Source organism: Mucilaginibacter sp. A5337, from assembly GCF_059690695.1.
Genome location: NZ_JCAWEC010000005.1, coordinates 14,711 through 30,200 on the forward strand (window position 1 = coordinate 14,711; position 15,490 = coordinate 30,200).

17 protein-coding genes are annotated in these 15,490 nt (G+C 42.8%); 12 read left to right on the forward strand and 5 right to left on the reverse strand.

Annotation, left to right across the window (positions count from 1 at the left end; genetic code table 11):
* Positions 1–10: 10 nt before the first annotated feature.
* The 3 genes from AC59JO_RS17320 to AC59JO_RS17330 form a co-directional block, all read right to left on the reverse strand.
* Positions 11–763 carry a copper homeostasis protein CutC gene (locus AC59JO_RS17320; RefSeq protein WP_413667158.1) on the reverse strand — a complete coding sequence of 251 codons (753 nt, stop codon included), beginning with the start codon at positions 761–763 and terminating at the stop codon, positions 11–13.
* Positions 764–890: 127 nt separating this feature from the next.
* A complete protein-coding gene (locus AC59JO_RS17325) occupies positions 891–1,901 on the reverse strand; it encodes a glycosylasparaginase (protein WP_091211270.1) in 1,011 nt (336 codons plus the stop codon).
* 148 nt (positions 1,902–2,049) lie between these two features.
* Complete coding sequence (locus AC59JO_RS17330) at positions 2,050–2,490, reverse strand: putative signal transducing protein (RefSeq protein ID WP_413667159.1); 441 nt, start codon at positions 2,488–2,490, stop codon at positions 2,050–2,052.
* A 53-nt stretch (positions 2,491–2,543) separates the two neighbouring features.
* Between AC59JO_RS17330 and AC59JO_RS17335 the strand changes: the two genes are divergently transcribed.
* The 4 genes from AC59JO_RS17335 (at position 2,544) to AC59JO_RS17350 (ending at position 5,032) form a co-directional block, all read left to right on the forward strand.
* Positions 2,544–3,491, forward strand: coding sequence for a helix-turn-helix transcriptional regulator (locus tag AC59JO_RS17335; protein WP_413667160.1), 948 nt, complete (start codon positions 2,544–2,546; stop codon positions 3,489–3,491).
* Between the two features lie 122 nt (positions 3,492–3,613).
* Positions 3,614–4,069 (forward strand): EVE domain-containing protein, encoded by a 456-nt coding sequence (locus AC59JO_RS17340; protein WP_497306774.1) that lies wholly within the window; start codon positions 3,614–3,616, stop codon positions 4,067–4,069.
* Positions 4,057–4,479, forward strand: a complete 423-nt coding sequence (locus AC59JO_RS17345; protein ID WP_497306776.1) for an SRPBCC family protein — start codon at positions 4,057–4,059, stop codon at positions 4,477–4,479. Before AC59JO_RS17340 ends, AC59JO_RS17345 begins: the two co-directional genes overlap by 13 nt.
* A gap of 94 nt (positions 4,480–4,573) precedes the next feature.
* Complete coding sequence (locus AC59JO_RS17350; protein WP_497306778.1) at positions 4,574–5,032, forward strand: GyrI-like domain-containing protein; 459 nt, start codon at positions 4,574–4,576, stop codon at positions 5,030–5,032.
* Positions 5,033–5,288: 256 nt separating this feature from the next.
* On the opposite strand, the gene AC59JO_RS17355 is transcribed toward AC59JO_RS17350, so the two are convergent.
* Both AC59JO_RS17355 and AC59JO_RS17360 read right to left on the reverse strand, forming a co-directional pair.
* The gene (locus AC59JO_RS17355) at positions 5,289–6,623 is read right to left on the reverse strand and encodes a dihydroorotase (RefSeq protein WP_497306780.1); all 1,335 of its coding nucleotides are present in this window, start codon (positions 6,621–6,623) and stop codon (positions 5,289–5,291) included.
* A 112-nt stretch (positions 6,624–6,735) separates the two neighbouring features.
* Positions 6,736–7,152, reverse strand: a complete 417-nt coding sequence (locus tag AC59JO_RS17360; RefSeq protein WP_413667164.1) for a winged helix-turn-helix transcriptional regulator — start codon at positions 7,150–7,152, stop codon at positions 6,736–6,738.
* Between the two features lie 81 nt (positions 7,153–7,233).
* On the opposite strand from AC59JO_RS17360, the gene AC59JO_RS17365 reads away from it, so the two are divergent.
* The 8 genes from AC59JO_RS17365 to AC59JO_RS17400 all read left to right on the forward strand — a co-directional run bounded on the left by AC59JO_RS17365 (position 7,234) and on the right by AC59JO_RS17400 (position 15,488).
* Positions 7,234–8,118 (forward strand): NmrA family NAD(P)-binding protein, encoded by an 885-nt coding sequence (locus AC59JO_RS17365; RefSeq protein ID WP_497306782.1) that lies wholly within the window; start codon positions 7,234–7,236, stop codon positions 8,116–8,118.
* A gap of 297 nt (positions 8,119–8,415) precedes the next feature.
* Positions 8,416–8,883: a MarR family winged helix-turn-helix transcriptional regulator gene (locus AC59JO_RS17370; RefSeq protein ID WP_497306784.1), complete on the forward strand. Its 468-nt coding sequence runs from the start codon at positions 8,416–8,418 to the stop codon at positions 8,881–8,883.
* A gap of 5 nt (positions 8,884–8,888) precedes the next feature.
* Positions 8,889–9,392, forward strand: coding sequence for a transposase (locus tag AC59JO_RS17375; protein WP_413667167.1), 504 nt, complete (start codon positions 8,889–8,891; stop codon positions 9,390–9,392).
* A gap of 135 nt (positions 9,393–9,527) precedes the next feature.
* Positions 9,528–10,880 carry a DEAD/DEAH box helicase gene (locus AC59JO_RS17380; RefSeq protein ID WP_497306786.1) on the forward strand — a complete coding sequence of 451 codons (1,353 nt, stop codon included), beginning with the start codon at positions 9,528–9,530 and terminating at the stop codon, positions 10,878–10,880.
* Between the two features lie 9 nt (positions 10,881–10,889).
* A complete protein-coding gene (locus AC59JO_RS17385; RefSeq protein ID WP_091211280.1) occupies positions 10,890–11,156 on the forward strand; it encodes a hypothetical protein in 267 nt (88 codons plus the stop codon).
* Positions 11,157–11,164: 8 nt separating this feature from the next.
* Positions 11,165–11,497: a gliding motility protein GldC gene (gldC, locus tag AC59JO_RS17390; protein ID WP_091211281.1), complete on the forward strand. Its 333-nt coding sequence runs from the start codon at positions 11,165–11,167 to the stop codon at positions 11,495–11,497.
* 10 nt (positions 11,498–11,507) lie between these two features.
* Positions 11,508–11,945 (forward strand): hypothetical protein, encoded by a 438-nt coding sequence (locus AC59JO_RS17395; protein ID WP_413667169.1) that lies wholly within the window; start codon positions 11,508–11,510, stop codon positions 11,943–11,945.
* Between the two features lie 87 nt (positions 11,946–12,032).
* Positions 12,033–15,488, forward strand: a complete 3,456-nt coding sequence (locus tag AC59JO_RS17400) for a response regulator (protein ID WP_497306789.1) — start codon at positions 12,033–12,035, stop codon at positions 15,486–15,488.
* The last annotated feature ends 2 nt before the right edge of the window (positions 15,489–15,490 follow it).

A 15,490-nucleotide genomic window follows, 5' to 3' on the forward strand; every position in this document is an offset into this window, starting at 1 on the left:
AATCTTTTATTTAACTATTTGCCAGTCTGATCAGTTCCTTAACCCGGTCAACCCCGGTAACATCAATACTGTATTCATCCCCAGCTTCGGCGCTCATCATGATACTTTCGTTATGAAATTTCATTTTACTCGCAACCTTGATCCTTGCCGACGAATGCACTTCCTTTACCCCGGTAAAATGAATCAGATCGGCCACATTGGCTTCACTTACACCACTGCCGGGCATAATGCTGATACGGCCGGCCGCCTGTTCAACAAGGCGGTTTAAGTTGCTGGCGCCTTCAATAGCAGTGCTTTTACCTCCCGAGGTAAGCACGCGTTCGCAGCCCATTTCAATAATTTCTTCAAGGGCTTTATGCTGATCGGCACACATATCAAAAGCGCGATGGAATGTAACGCCAAGGCCCCATTGCCGGGCAAGGCGCACCATTTCGGTACAGCGTTCAATGTCAATGGTACCATCTTCTTTAAGAATACCTATTACAACGCCATCGCAGCCGGCATCAATACAATACCTGATATCGGCCATCATAAGCTTGTACTCCATATCATTGTACAAAAAGTCGCCGCCGCGCGGACGGATCAGTACATAAAGCTTGATATGGAGCAGACTGCGGGCCATTAATATGGTGCCGTGCGATGGGGTGGTGCCACCTTCTTTTAAATTTTCGCAAAGTTCAACACGCACAGCGCCCCCTTCCTGGGCCGCCAGGGCCGATGTTACCGAATTAGCACAAACTTCGAGCGATACGGGTTGATACATTTTCTTTTATGTTTTTTAGTTCATGGATCATAGTTGATAGTTCATAGCCGGATTCGTCTATTTAACCCAACATCCTAATAGCTTTTCGCCATGAACCATGATCTATCAACCATGAACCAAATAATCTCTATTTATAATAACTTTTTCCCGGAATTAACAGATCCTGTTGCTGCGCATTACAAACAGCATATGAAAAGCCGCTTTGTATAGCGTAAGCACCATATTCGCCTTTTTTATTAATTGCTAAAAAGCCAACCTGGATCTTTTTAGCTATTTCCGGTTTCTTTTTGATAATACGGTTTACAGCCTCTTTGCAGGCATCCTCGGGCGATAATCCCTGGCGCATCAGTTCGACCACCAAAAAGCTGCCCACGTTGCGGATCACCTCTTCGCCAACACCGGTTGACGTTGCCCCGCCAACTTCATTATCTACATAAAGGCCTGCACCTATAATTGGGCTATCGCCCACGCGGCCATGTAATTTAAAGGCCATGCCGCTGGTTGTACACCCTCCTGAGATATTGCCTTTAGCGTCAATGGCCAGCATACCAATAGTGTCATGGTTGTATTTATTGCCCGGTTTGCCGCCGTTTTCTATGTTCATAACGGGGCTGTACTGAGCTTTTTTAAGCCATTCTTTCCAGATCTTTTCAGTTTCCGGGGTTAGCAGTTTTTCTTTTTTCATTCCCTGTTCAACTGCAAACTGGGTTGCACCTTCGCCAACCAGCATTACGTGAGGGGTTTTTTCCATCACCAAACGGGCTACTGAAATAGGGTGAGCTATATTTTCCATAGCAGCTACCGACCCGCAATTGCCAAACTCATCCATAATACATGAATCGAGGGTTACATGGCCATCGCGATCAGGCAGGCCGCTACGACCTACGGTATGATTGCTGATATCTTCGGCTTCGGGAATGCGTGCTCCGGCTTCAATGGCATCGAGGGCACGGCCTCCGGCCGATAATACTTTCCAGGCACCTTTGTTGGCAATAATGCCAAAATCCCAGGTTGAGATAACGATAGGATAACCGCCTTCTGGTTTAGAAATGACAGTTTTTGCTATAGCAGATTTAGAAATGGCTGCAAATGAAGCACCTGCAGCAGATAATTTGATGAACTTACGGCGGTTGTACATACCGCTAATATATAAAAAACAGTATTAAGTCATAAGTTCTAAGTCTTGAGTCTGAAGTCGTAAGTATTGAGTTTCTGAGCCAGATCCTATTTGGGTATAAAATGAAGACTTTTAACTCAACGGTTAAAACTTCCGGCTTCAAAAAAAATCATTCAAAGTCGCGCTGACAGTTAAAACAATGCCATGCTTTGCGGCTGTAAAAAGGGAATATCATTAGCAAAAATGATACGATGGCGGTAAGCCAGTGAACCCTTTTTTCGGTTGCCGAACCATATCGTACATTGGTTGAGCCGCAGTACGGACATATGACAGCATTTAGTGTTTCATCATCAATTTCAATATGGTCCTGGTCGTGAAGATCACCTTCGGCGGCTAAAATTTCACGGCATCGTTCAAGGTCGCGCTCGAAAATTTTAAGTTTAATACCACCTACTGCCTGGTTGTAAAGCGGGTTTGAACCTATAGTGTTTTCGTCGGCAATAAAGCAGGGAATGCCATAACCCTCCAGTTTGGTACGGATGATGTGTGCAAGCATCACATCATAATAAGTTTCAAATGTTATGATCTTTTCTTCGGGTTGAACGGCCATATATAGATAAATATTAATCAAAGGTAAATTGTTTTTTATTTAATTTGGACGCCATGAACCGCATCGACCGAATATCAGCAATTTTGATCCAACTACAATCACGCAGGGTAGTAAAGGCCGGTGATATAGCCGATAGGTTCAACATTAGTTTGCGTACTGTTTACCGGGATATTAAAACGCTCGAAGAAGCGGGCATTCCCCTCATAGGCGAAGCCGGGGTTGGCTATTCCATAATGGATGGCTACCGTCTTCCGCCGGTTATGTTTACCCGCGAAGAGGCTACGGCTTTTTTAACTGCCGAAAAGTTTGTTGAAAAGCTTACCGATACCTCAACCATGGCGCAGTACCAGTCGGCCATGTATAAGGTGCGGGCTATCCTTAAATCGTCGGAAAAGGATGCTTTGGAAAACCTTGACGGGAGCATAGAAGTATTAAAAAGTCATAGCCAGAAAAGGGCAGGAAGCACCGATCATATCCAAACTATATTGGATTGCATCATATGTAAAAAGATCATGAGCATCGATTATTTTGCTGCCCATTCGCAGGAAAATACCAAACGGGAAGTTGAGCCGGTAGGTGTTTTTTTTCTGGACAGCTTCTGGCACCTGATAGCCTATTGCCGCCTGCGTAGTGACTATCGGGATTTTAGGATAGATCGCATCAGGAAACTGGTGGTTACCGATAAAAGTTATGTAAACAGTAAGCACCCCACGCTAAAGGATTACATTGATAAAATGGCTTGTGAAAAGCAGCTTGAACAGGTAGTGATTAAAGTTGATAAGGAGATTCACAGCTATCTTGATCATCAAAAATATTATGGCGGTTTTGTATCTGAAAAAACTGTAGGTAATAAAATTGAGATGACTTTTTTGACCATCTCATTAGAAGGCTTTGCCCGCTGGTACATGACCTTTGGCGATCGTGCCGAGATCATCAAACCAGACACTCTGTTGCATCGCGTACGGGAGATCACAGCAACCATCTCCCAAAAAATAAATTAATTTCTTTTCTTTTTTTCCTGCTGACATAAGGCTGTCACCAGCGCATTGTTACTTTGTTTCATCATAGCAGGGACGCGACTTTTATTGGTCGTGTTTTTGCGGGTAATTTAAACCATACACTTATGAAACATTGGATAATAGTAGTATCAAAAGATCACATTAGCCGGGGTATTTCCGGGGGCTTTATTCAGGCTAATCATGGCAAGCTTGCACCGCTTAAACGTATGGCAGTTGGCGACTGGGTAGCGGTGTATTCGCCTAAGCAAAAAATGAATGGTGATACACCTTTACAAGCCTTTACTGCCATTGGCCAGGTGCGGGATGAAGATATTTATCAAAAGCAAATGGCTATCGATTTTACGCCTTACAGGCGCAATGTGAATTACTATGAATGCATGGAGGCTCCTATAGCCCCGATGATTAATGAGCTCGATTTTATCAGCAATAAAAAGGCATGGGGGTACAACTTCAGGTTTGGTTTTTTTGAAGTTCCCGGCACCGATTTTGAGAAGATAAAAGAGCAGATGATAGCTGAAGATAAACCACTACTAAATAAAGCTACATTATGGAAAAACTAACAGTAAACGTACAGGTGAAATTTAAAGCGCCCATGGCCAGAGTTTGGCAGGGATTAACTGATCCGGCCATGGTAAAAGAATACTTTTTCGGTACCAATCTGGAGTCGAGCTGGAGGGTAGGGGAGCCCATTAAATTCAGCGGGGAATGGAACGGACATAAATACGAGGACCACGGAACCATACTGGATATTGATCCCGGTACATTTGTAAAATATAGCTACTGGAGCAGCATGAGCGGTACCGATGACAAGCCCGAAAACTATGCTAACATCACCTATAACCTAACCGAAAATAGCGGCGAAACCGAGCTTACTATTACCCAGGATAATGTAAAAAACGAAGAAGCCAAAGCGCATTCGGAGCAAAACTGGACAGGGATTTTTGAGGAATTGAGAAAGTTGATAGAGTAGTTATAGTAGTAAATTGATAATTTATATAATCATTATAATTATTTGTTTAAAAGTTAATTATATATCAATATAACAAATAGTAATAGCTCCGTATATGGATAAAATAACAATAAAGGGCTTTTATTTAGTCGGGATTTCTGTACGCACTACAAATCAAAATGGACAGGCGATGAAAGACATAGCCGGGCTTTGGAACTGGTTTATGAGCGAGCATGTTTTACAGCAGGTGGTGAACCGCTTAAGTGATGACATTTATTGCGTTTACACCGATTATGAAAGTGATAAGGACGGCTATTACACTGCGGTACTTGGGTGTAGGGTTGCTACTAAAGATAATATCCCTGAAGGCTTGATTTGCATTACTGTACCGCCCGGAAGTTATAACCGGTATATAGCTAAAGGTGCACTACCACAGGCTGTAGGCGAAACCTGGCACCAGATCTGGACGAGCGATATCGACAGAAGATATATGGCCGATTTTGACGTTTACGGAGAAAGATCGCAAAATGCTGATAGTGCCGAAGTTGAGGTTTTTGTTGGGGTGAATAGTTAATGCTACCACCCAGGTCCTTTTTCTGGCCTTTTTCTGGCGCAAGTCTTGTGTGGTGGGTAATGTAGGGCTGACTTGTGCCTTCTGGTACACCTATTTTAGGACGATACAGAGTCACAAGTCATCCACCCTCGTGGCCACCGCGCAAGACTTGCGCCATAGTAGAGAAGAAGTCACAAACTAAAAAAGGAAGAAGCAAATGCTTTTTCCCCTCCAGAAAATTCTGTAAATCCTAAAATTCTGTAAATTACAATTCGGATTATCTATTAAAAGTCAACCGTTTGCCGGCTTTACCTTCAATAAGACTTCCGTTGGCGTAAGCCAGGTTACCCGATATCAAAGTATAAGCTACCTGTGAACGGAGTGTGTTGCCTTCAAACGGGCTCCAGTTACATTTATACAGTATATTGGTTTTATTTACGTTCCATGGTTTATTCAGGTTAACCAGTACTAAGTCGGCCCAGTAACCTTCGCGGATGAAGCCGCGTTTCTCTATTTGAAAAAGGGTGGCTACGTTGTGCGCCATTTTTTCTGCTATTTGCTCAAGGCTTATTTTGCCGTGATGGTACAGCTCAAGCATGGCCGGTAAAGCATGCTGAACCAATGGGCCGCCGGATGGGGCCTGCAGATAAGGTTGCTCTTTTTCTTCAATGGTATGCGGGGCATGATCTGTAGCAATAACGTCAATCCTTCCGTCAAGTATCGCACGTAAAATACCATCACGGTCTGCTTCCGTTTTCACCGCCGGGTTCCACTTAATATAGTTGCCTTTTGTTTCATAATCTGCATCAGTAAACCACAAGTGATGGATGCAGGCTTCGGCAGTAATTCGCTTATCTTTTAGCGGGATTGTATTGTCAAAAAGGTGTGTTTCGCGCTCGGTAGAAATGTGTAAAATATGCAGGCGGGTGTTGTGTTTTTTTGCCAGCTCAATCGCCATTGATGATGACAAATAACAAGCCTCCGCGCTCCTGATTTTTGGATGCATCCGCACGGGGATATTTTCGCCAAGCAGTTGTTTATAGTGGGCAAGATTGCTCTTGATCGTAGCCTCATCTTCGCAATGTGTAGCTATCAACATTGGTGATTGTGCAAACAGTTTTTCGAGCGTGTGCGGGTCATCAACGAGCATGTTCCCGGTGGAGGATCCCATGAATACTTTTATACCGCAAACCTTGCTGGTGTCGGTGCGCAAAACCTCGTCCAAATTGTTGTTGGACGCACCCATAAAAAACGAATAATTGGCCAGCGAATTTCGTGAAGCGATCTGGTATTTATCTTCCAAAAGTTCCTGGGTTAAAGTATTCGGAACTGTGTTTGGCATCTCCATAAATGAAGTGATACCACCGGCAACAGCAGCGCGTGATTCGGTATAAATGTCGGCTTTGTAAGTCAAGCCTGGTTCGCGAAAATGTACCTGGTCGTCGATGCAGCCGGGAAGTAAATGCAGGCCTTCTGCGTTGATGATTTCATCGGCTTGCGCATCAATTACTGAATCGATACGGTCTATCAAACCATCTTTAATCAATACATCGGCAACGTATTGTTTGTGCTCGTTAACTATGGTGGCTGCTTTTATCAGGATTGTAGACATGGGTTGATTTTGGATTTCGGAATTTCGATTTCGGATTTATTAATATGATGCTTATAACAGGTCAAACTTACGAAGTTTTTGAAACTTCGTAAGTTTTGCTTCGGGAACGTAATTACATTTCAGCAAAAGTTTCCTCGGTAGGGAACTCTCCCAAACTCCTGTAAATAGGCATTCCATTTGCTTCGCTGTCTTCAACCGCCCATTTAGACATCGCATACATCACAGGCCGTAAACCCATACCCGTTTCACTGAGCCGGTAGGTTACATGCGGCGGCACAACAGGTTTAGATTCTCTTATGATGATGCCGTCAGCTTCCAGTTGTTTCAGGTGTTGGATCAGCATTTTCTCGGTAATAGTTGGGATAGACTTTTTTAGTTCACCATAGCGTTTGCTGCCGGCTAACAGGTGGAACAAAATGATAGGTTTCCAATATCCGCCTATACGCTCCATTACATAAGTTACGGGGCATTCTTTAAATGCGGCTTGTTTGTTTTCCTGTATGGTTGAGCTTTCTTTTATAGCTGTCATGGTGATACATACTTTGGGGTAAGTACTTGTAAAAAAGTAAGTACAAAAATACCTTTGCTTTCAAATAAAAACAAAAACATTATGAAAATTATAGTAACAGGTTCAACAGGCAATATAAGCAAACCTTTAACACAAACTTTAATTGCCGCAGGGCATAACGTAACAGTAATTAGCAGCAATGCCGATAAGGCAGCAGAGATAGAATCATTAGGCGCTAAAGCTGCAATTGGCTCACTGGCCGATGCCGATTTCTTAACACAAACATTTACCGGTGCAGATGCACTTTACGCCATGGTACCGCCAAGTTTTAGCGCCGAAAGCTTAAGGGCCTATCAAAATGAAACAGGTAAAAGTTATGCTGAAGCTATCAAGCGGTCGGGCATAAAAAAAGTGGTTGCGTTAAGCAGCATCGGTGCGCATTTGGATAGTGGCGTAGGACCGATAAAAGGCATCCATGATGTTGAAGAAATTTTAAGTGGATTAGATGGTGTAGCTGTTAAATTTATACGTGCGCCATTTTTTTATATCAATTTCTTCAGTAGCATTCCACTTATCAAATATCAGGGCATCCTTGGGTCAAACTATCCTGCAGATGCAAGGCTGATCATGGTACACCCTAAAGATATTGCCGCAGCTATTGCTGAAGAGTTGCAACAGGATTTTACCGGTAAAAGTGTTAGGTACATTGTAAGCGATGAGTCAACGCCCGGTAATGTAGCTGCTGTTTTGGGTGAGGCTATTGGTAAGCCCGGTTTACCGTGGATTGAATTTACGGATGAACAACTTGCGGAGGGCTTACAGCAGGCAGGTGTTCCGCCCGAAATGACCCGCAACTTTGTTGAAATGGGTACTGCCGTAAGAAGTGCAAAAATATGGGAGGATTATGATAAGCACAGGCCAACCGAATCCGGAAAGGTGACTTTGCAGGATTTTGCCAGGGAGTTTGCAGCGGTATACAATGCCTGATCCTTTTATTAATAATTCAATCTGATCGGCAGGATCATACTATAAAATTTTCACAGAAGTTTTCAAACCTGCCTCAAATAATCGAATTGCACGGATCTTAAATTTTAAGTTCGTGTAATTCGATTAATGCATTAAAAATCGGCATAATTTCACTTGATCGTTTTTCGATCTGCATTAATTCCGGGCTTTGGCTAAAAGTGCGGGATATGCGAAATTTTTTAAACTAATGGAATTGCGCAATAGTATTTGCATTATTGTATAATAAATAAATATCTTTGTAACTAAGATATTTAGATAATGAGGGAAAATATTGAAGATAAATTATTATCACAATTCAGGGCAGCCAGCAGGCAATATTCTGATGCTTCTATCTTTATGCACGAAGCAATAGCCCGAAAAGCCGGACTCTCAGGCACAGATCACAAATACTTAGGGCTGATACTGCAGCACAAATCCATAACAGCAGGCGAGATTTCAAAGCTAACCGGACTGACTACCGGCGCGGTAACCGGTTTGATTGATCGCTTGGAGAGAAAGAAGTTGTTGAAAAGGCAATTTACCAAAGACGACAGAAGGAAGGTAATCATCGTTCCTAATGCTGAAAATAGTATGAAGCTTCTAACGCCGCTCTTTGATGAACTGCAACAGCAAACCACTGAACTCATTTCAACTTTCTCACCCGGCGAAATTCAAACTATTGAGCGCTACTTTGTAGAAGCAACAGCTATAATGAAAACAACAGCAGAAAAGTTAAATAACAAATGATAACAATGGAAAATATAACTTCAAACTATCTGGCAAGGGCCGAAATATGGCTTTGCACCACTACGCTTATCTACTTTCTGATGAACGGGGCGCAAATTTTTGAAACCCTTGTTTTTGTTCCCAAATGGACGGTTTCGCCGCCAGATAATTTTAAACTTCTGCTGGATGGAAAAGGCGCAAGCCTTAAAAGTTTTTGGATCGGATTACACTCTTTTCACGAAATCACATTTATTCTTGCCCTCGTTTTCTGTTGGAAAATTGACCCTGTCAAAAACTGGCTTTTAATTTTGTTTGCAGTTCATATCGCCGTTAGGGTGTGGACATTATCGTTCTTTGCCCCTAATATTATTAATTTTCAGAAAATGGCAGTGACACAGGCTCCTTCAACAGACTTGTTGAACAGGACTGCACTTTGGCAAACACTCAACTATGTAAGGGTTGCCATTTTCATTGCCATCTCCTGCGGACTTATCCCATTATGCATTAAATTATTTGGCATACGCCAATAAAATCATATTAATTTCTTTTATCTCTTACCCAACCGTCTTGCCTCCTGATTCTTGACTTCCTGCTTCTATTAAATTCCTGACACCGCCGTGTTCCGGGCATTGTTCCTACTTCAACAAAAAGCCTATCTTTGCGGCATGGCAGTAACCTTTGATGATTTTAAATTTAACCGGCAAATTTTGAACGCAATAGCCGATGCCGGTTATACGGAAGCTACGCCTATCCAGCAAAAGGCCATTCCTCCTATATTGAACGGGCAGGATGTAATGGGTATAGCGCAAACTGGTACTGGTAAAACGGCAGCCTATGTATTGCCCATCATCATGAAGCTGAAATATGCACAGGGAGAGCATGCCCGGGCTTTGATCATTTCGCCTACACGCGAGCTGGCCATGCAGATTGAGGAAAATATCAGGGCTTTTGCCGCTTATACTGATTTACGGGTTGTTTTGCTTTACGGAGGCCTCGGCCCTAAAACACAAATAGAGCAGGTAAAAAAAGGTGTGGACATTATCGTGGCAACACCGGGCAGGTTTATGGATATTTACCTTGCCGGGCATATCATGACCAAACCATTGCAGGTGCTGGTACTTGACGAAGCCGATAAAATGATGGATATGGGCTTTATGCCCCAGATAAACCGCATATTGGAAGTGGTACCTGTGAAAAGGCAAAACCTGCTTTTTTCGGCTACCATGAGTGAGAAGGTGCACCAGCTTTCGGCCAACTTTTTGGAGTTCCCAACGGTTATTGAGGTTACCCCACAGGCTACGCCGGCACAAACGGTTAACCAGCATTTATATCATGTGCCCAATATCAAAACCAAAATAAACCTGCTCAAAAAACTGCTCGATAACGAGGGAGAGATCACCAAACTGATTGTTTTTTGCAAAACCCGCGCAGTGGCCGAAGATGTGTTTAAATTTCTTACCCGCAAATTTGGCGAAGAGGAAGTGAAAGTACTTCATGCCAATAAGGGACAAAATACACGTATCAACTCCATCAATTCATTCAAAAACGATGATGTGAAGATATTGGTAGCTACCGATGTAGCTTCGCGTGGGATTGATGTGAGCGATGTAAGTCACGTAATTAACTTTGATGTACCGGTGGTTTATGAAGATTATGTACACAGGATTGGCCGTACGGGCCGCGCGCTGCAATCGGGCGAGGCCATTACTTTTGCTACACCATCCGAAGAATATTATATCCGCAAAATTGAAAAACTCATCAAGCAAACCATCCCGGTTGAAAATATTCCCGATGATGTGTTTATTGAGGAGACCCCATATGAGGAACGCCAGGATCAGGCTCGGGAAATAGATACTCAAAAACGTAAAGAAGATCCCGATTTTAAAGGGGCTTTCCACGAAAAGAAATCCCTTAACCAGCGTAAAAAGTTTGATGCCAATAAGGATAAAGCTAAATACGGCTCAAAGGCGGCAAGGCAGGGTAGCGGCCGATCATCCAAAAGCAAAAAAAGACACTAAGCCTAATCAATGAAATTCAGATTTACCCCTTTAAACTTTTTTACCGCGTTTTTGGTGGCGGTAGCAGCCTATGTTTTTATTTATGGAGCTGGCATAGCCGGCCGACCGCTTGAACATTGGGGAGGCACAATAGGCTGGATCTTTTTACTGTTTGCCTTTGTGGTTTTTGTGATTGATATCATGTTCCGCAACTTTTTTATCGAAACCAAAAAAATATGGATGGTGGAGACATTCTTCATTGTTCTGGTTATTATTATATTCTTACTTGTTAAATAAAATTTGAAATGAAAACCGCTGAAATAAAGCTTACCGTTACGCTTGATGATAATAACGTTCCTGAACATATCCTTTGGGAATCAACCGATTCAACTAACAAAGAGGCCCTGCCTGTAAAATCAATGATGCTTGCCCTTTGGGACCAGAGCTACCAGAATACCCTGCGTATCGACCTTTGGACAAAGGACATGCCTGTTGATGAAATGAAACGCTTTTTCTACGAAACACTGCAAACTATGGGGGATAGCTTTTTACGTGCAACAGGCGAAAAAAATATAGTAGAAGACCTGCGCGACTACTGCGCCCACTTTGCCGATAAAATGGAGATCACTCAAAAATAACAACCTAAATATGCGCCTTAGCTCAATTTTATCATTTGTAGGCTTTGCCCTGCTATTTGCAGCAACTTATTGCCCTCTGCTGCGGGTGTTCCACGTAACCAGCTGGAATATTTATAAGCTTAACCAGCCGTATGGCCTGGTGCTTTTACTGGTAGCGGTTGTTGGCATCATTGTATCGTTCCTTAACCAGGCTAAAATTATGCGTGTTGCTGCCTGGCTTTCGGTGGTGCTTGTTGTGCTCTTGCTGGTTGCCGCCATTATGAAAGTAAATTCGGCATTCAGTTTTATACCGTTCAAGGGTATCAATAAATTTTTAACCAGTCAGCTTAAATTTCAGTGGGGTTGGTATGTAATGTTTGCCGGTCCGGTTTTGGCTTTGATTGGGGCTTTGAGTAGTAAACCAAAGGTTTTTATACCAACGGCTACAGATACTACCGCAGTAAATTAATATTCCTGGTATGTTTTATTGGCTGTAATGTTAACATTACAGCTTTTTTTTAAACATATTTGTAATTCAGATTAATACGAATACCTAATGTTAAAATTTTCTTTTCGCCAGCAGGTTTTAGCGGGCTTTGTGGTATCAATTATACTTGTTTTCATAGTTGGCGTTTTGTCTTACACCAGTATCCGCCAGTTTGAGGATGATAATGTTTGGGTTGATCATACGCAAAACGTTATTCGCTCGTCAAATAACCTGTTGCAGCATTTAATTGATGCCGAAACAGGGATGCGTGGTTACGGGGCAACCAACAAAAAAGCATTTCTTGACCCATACAACGAAGCGCTGCCCCGTATTGGTGTTGACCTGCAGGAGTTAAGAGATCTTACCAAAGACAATTTGATTCAACAAGCCCGTATTGATTCGTTAACATCATTAGTATCATCGCAGCGCGCTATATTAAAAACAGATATTGATACCCGCGAGGCCAAAGGTTTGGACTTTATGGTGCAAAACGATATGTTTTTGAATGGCAAGCACAATATGGACGTGATCAGATCGATCATAGCCAATATTATCAAATCAGAAAGCCAGTTTTTACAGGATCGTAAAAAAAGTTCGGAGACGGCATCCAACAGGGTTGTGCTCATCATTATTTTCGGTTCTATTATTTTCCTGATCATTATATTGGTATTGTTCTTCTACATCCAAAAAACTTTTGATCAGCAAAAGAAAATTGAAGAAGAAATTCGTGTTGCCAATATTGAGCTTGGAAAAGTACTTGCCGATAATGAAGCTAAAAACTGGCTACTCACCGGTACCGGCCAGCTCAATGAAAAAATGCAGGGCCAGCAGGTTGAAAAGGAACTGGCAAATAATATTCTATCTGAAGTTTGTGGCTATACAAATGCAGCTACAGGTACGTTTTACCTGTTTAATGAAGATAACGGAAAACTGGAACTTTATGCTTCGTATGCTTTCCACAATCCTGATTTCGTTAAAAAATCGGTTCAAATGGGCGAAGGCTGGCTTGGCCAGGTAGCTAAAGACGGTAAGGCCGCGGTTGTAAAAGGCAAATTGAATGATAAGCTTGAACTTTCATCATCAGTATTAAAAACTGAACTGGCCGAATCATTTATTATACCTTTCTTTTTTGATAAAAAGTTAAAAGGGGTAATGGAGGTTGCTTTTAATGAAGGGATTTCAAAAAATAAATCGGAATATCTTTTAGCGATTGCCGGTGATATCGGTATAGCTGTTAATACGTCGCAGGCGCGTACCATTATGCACGACCTGTATGAGGAAACCCAGCAACAGGCCGAAGAGCTGGAAGCTCAACAGGAGGAGCTTCGTGTCACTAACGAAGAACTTGTTCAAAAAACAGAGGAATTGCAGGCATCCGAAGAAGAACTCCGCGTACAGCAGGAGGAGCTTCGCACCACCAATGCCGAACTGGAAGAAAAAGCCAGCCTGCTTGAAGAAAAGAACCAGGCCATTGAAGAGGCCCGCCGGGCCATTGACCTTAAAGTTGAAGAGCTGGAAACAACTGGTAAATATAAATCGGAGTTTTTGGCTAACATGAGCCATGAACTGCGTACCCCGCTTAACAGTATCCTGGTATTGGCGCGTATTCTTAAAGATAACAAGCCTGCTAACCTTTCTGAAGATCAGATTAAATATGCCAGCGTGATCTTCAATGCCGGCAACGACTTGCTTACCCTGATCAATGATATCCTCGACCTTTCAAAAATTGAATCGGGCAAGCTGGATATGCAAAATGAGGATATTAAGGTAAAGGATATTGTAGGCGATATGGAAATGCTGTTCGCCGAAGTGGCCAGCAACAAAAAAATCAATTATACCACAAGTATAGCCAAGGATTTGCCGCAAACCATATTTACCGATAAGGTACGACTTGAGCAGGTAGTCAAAAACCTGTTAAGTAATGCATTTAAGTTTACGGCTGAGAATGGCTCTATAGCTATCAATGTAAGGCCGGGTGCAAAAGATAAAACCATCAGTTTTGCCATTAAGGATTCGGGAATAGGAATCCCTGCCGATAAGCAGAAAGTAATATTTGAAGCATTTCAACAGGCCGATGGCTCAACAAGCCGCAAATACGGCGGTACCGGTTTAGGCCTATCTATAAGCCGGGAGCTCGCTTTCCTTTTGGGCGGCAGCATAAGTTTGAGCAGTGAGCCGGGTATCGGCAGTGAGTTTGTGCTTACTGTACCTTATGAAGCAAAACTTGTGGCTACCGTTGAAGACGTGATACTGCCAACCACAGAAACCTTTAAGGCAGCTGCCGAATTTTTGGCGCCGGCTAAAGCCGGACCGCGAGATCCGGGCAGAGAGCCTTTGGTAGTGATTGTTGAAGATGATAAAAATTTTGCCAACATATTGCAGGATTACGCCCGCGACCATGGTTATAAATCAATTATGGTATATGAGGGCACCCGCGCAGTTGAAATTGTTAAGGATGCCAGGCCGGATGCAGTAATACTGGATATCATGCTGCCTGGTAAAGATGGCTGGCAGATCCTGAAAGAGTTGAAGAACCACGAAGATACGATGCATATCCCGGTTCACCTGATGTCTGCCGGAGATGCTGCTGCAAACCGTGTGCGTAAGGAAGGGGCAATCAACTTCATGAAAAAGCCTATCAATACCGAAACGCTGGATAAGCTTTTTGCTGATATCATGGTACAAAGTGGCACCAGGTTTAAACAGATACTGCTGGTTGAAGATCACAAAGCCCAAAGCCAGGCCCTGAAAGATCTGATGCAAAGCCAGGGTATCACTGTAGATCAGGCTTTTGACGGGGAGTCGGCATTCAGGATGCTGCATGAAAACGAATATCAGTGCGTGATCCTTGACCTTAACCTGCCTGATATTTCGGGCCTGGATCTGTTGGATAAGATTAAGGAAGTTGACCGGTTTGCTGCATTGCCGGTTATTATCAATACCGCAATGGAACTTGATAAAACATCAGTAAACAGGTTGATGCATTATGCCAATGCCATGGTGGTTAAAACCAATAAATCATCCGACAGGCTGATTGACGAGGTTAACCTGTTCCTCAACAAGATTAGTGAAACTGCCAATACCACAACGCCGCAGGCTTCACCTGTGGCACCTGCTAAACCTAAAACGTTAACTAAAGGTAAGGAAGCCATTAAGGGGAAAAAAGTGCTTATTGTTGATGATGATATGCGAAACATCTTTGCGCTGAGCAGCGCCCTGCAAACTTATGACCTTAATGTAGAGATAGCCAACGACGGGGAAGAAGCCATTGCAAAACTGGAAGATGTAAAAGATATTGATATTGTGCTTATGGATATCATGATGCCTAAAATGGATGGTTACGAGGCCACCAGGCATATCCGCAAGCAAAACAAATGGGCAAAGTTGCCTGTAATAGCATTAACGGCAAAAGCAATGAAAGACGACCGCGAAAAATGCATAGCGGCCGGCGCCAACGATTATATCACCAAGCCGGTTGATATGGACAGACTTATTTCATTGATGCAGCTATGGCTTGAACGTTAGTT

Excerpts from the sequence above, each read along its gene's own strand:
- AC59JO_RS17320 (WP_413667158.1), bottom strand. The coding sequence starts at position 763 with ATGTATCAACCCGTATCGCTCGAAGTTTGTGCTAATTCGGTAACATCG.
- AC59JO_RS17325 (WP_091211270.1), bottom strand. The coding sequence starts at position 1,901 with ATGTACAACCGCCGTAAGTTCATCAAATTATCTGCTGCAGGTGCTTCA.
- AC59JO_RS17330 (WP_413667159.1), bottom strand. The coding sequence starts at position 2,490 with ATGGCCGTTCAACCCGAAGAAAAGATCATAACATTTGAAACTTATTAT.
- AC59JO_RS17335 (WP_413667160.1), top strand. The coding sequence starts at position 2,544 with ATGAACCGCATCGACCGAATATCAGCAATTTTGATCCAACTACAATCA.
- AC59JO_RS17340 (WP_497306774.1), top strand. The coding sequence starts at position 3,614 with ATGAAACATTGGATAATAGTAGTATCAAAAGATCACATTAGCCGGGGT.
- AC59JO_RS17345 (WP_497306776.1), top strand. The coding sequence starts at position 4,057 with ATGGAAAAACTAACAGTAAACGTACAGGTGAAATTTAAAGCGCCCATG.
- AC59JO_RS17350 (WP_497306778.1), top strand. The coding sequence starts at position 4,574 with ATGGATAAAATAACAATAAAGGGCTTTTATTTAGTCGGGATTTCTGTA.
- AC59JO_RS17355 (WP_497306780.1), bottom strand. The coding sequence starts at position 6,623 with ATGTCTACAATCCTGATAAAAGCAGCCACCATAGTTAACGAGCACAAA.
- AC59JO_RS17360 (WP_413667164.1), bottom strand. The coding sequence starts at position 7,152 with ATGACAGCTATAAAAGAAAGCTCAACCATACAGGAAAACAAACAAGCC.
- AC59JO_RS17365 (WP_497306782.1), top strand. The coding sequence starts at position 7,234 with ATGAAAATTATAGTAACAGGTTCAACAGGCAATATAAGCAAACCTTTA.
- AC59JO_RS17370 (WP_497306784.1), top strand. The coding sequence starts at position 8,416 with ATGAGGGAAAATATTGAAGATAAATTATTATCACAATTCAGGGCAGCC.
- AC59JO_RS17375 (WP_413667167.1), top strand. The coding sequence starts at position 8,889 with ATGGAAAATATAACTTCAAACTATCTGGCAAGGGCCGAAATATGGCTT.
- AC59JO_RS17380 (WP_497306786.1), top strand. The coding sequence starts at position 9,528 with ATGGCAGTAACCTTTGATGATTTTAAATTTAACCGGCAAATTTTGAAC.
- AC59JO_RS17385 (WP_091211280.1), top strand. The coding sequence starts at position 10,890 with ATGAAATTCAGATTTACCCCTTTAAACTTTTTTACCGCGTTTTTGGTG.
- gldC (WP_091211281.1), top strand. The coding sequence starts at position 11,165 with ATGAAAACCGCTGAAATAAAGCTTACCGTTACGCTTGATGATAATAAC.
- AC59JO_RS17395 (WP_413667169.1), top strand. The coding sequence starts at position 11,508 with ATGCGCCTTAGCTCAATTTTATCATTTGTAGGCTTTGCCCTGCTATTT.
- AC59JO_RS17400 (WP_497306789.1), top strand. The coding sequence starts at position 12,033 with ATGTTAAAATTTTCTTTTCGCCAGCAGGTTTTAGCGGGCTTTGTGGTA.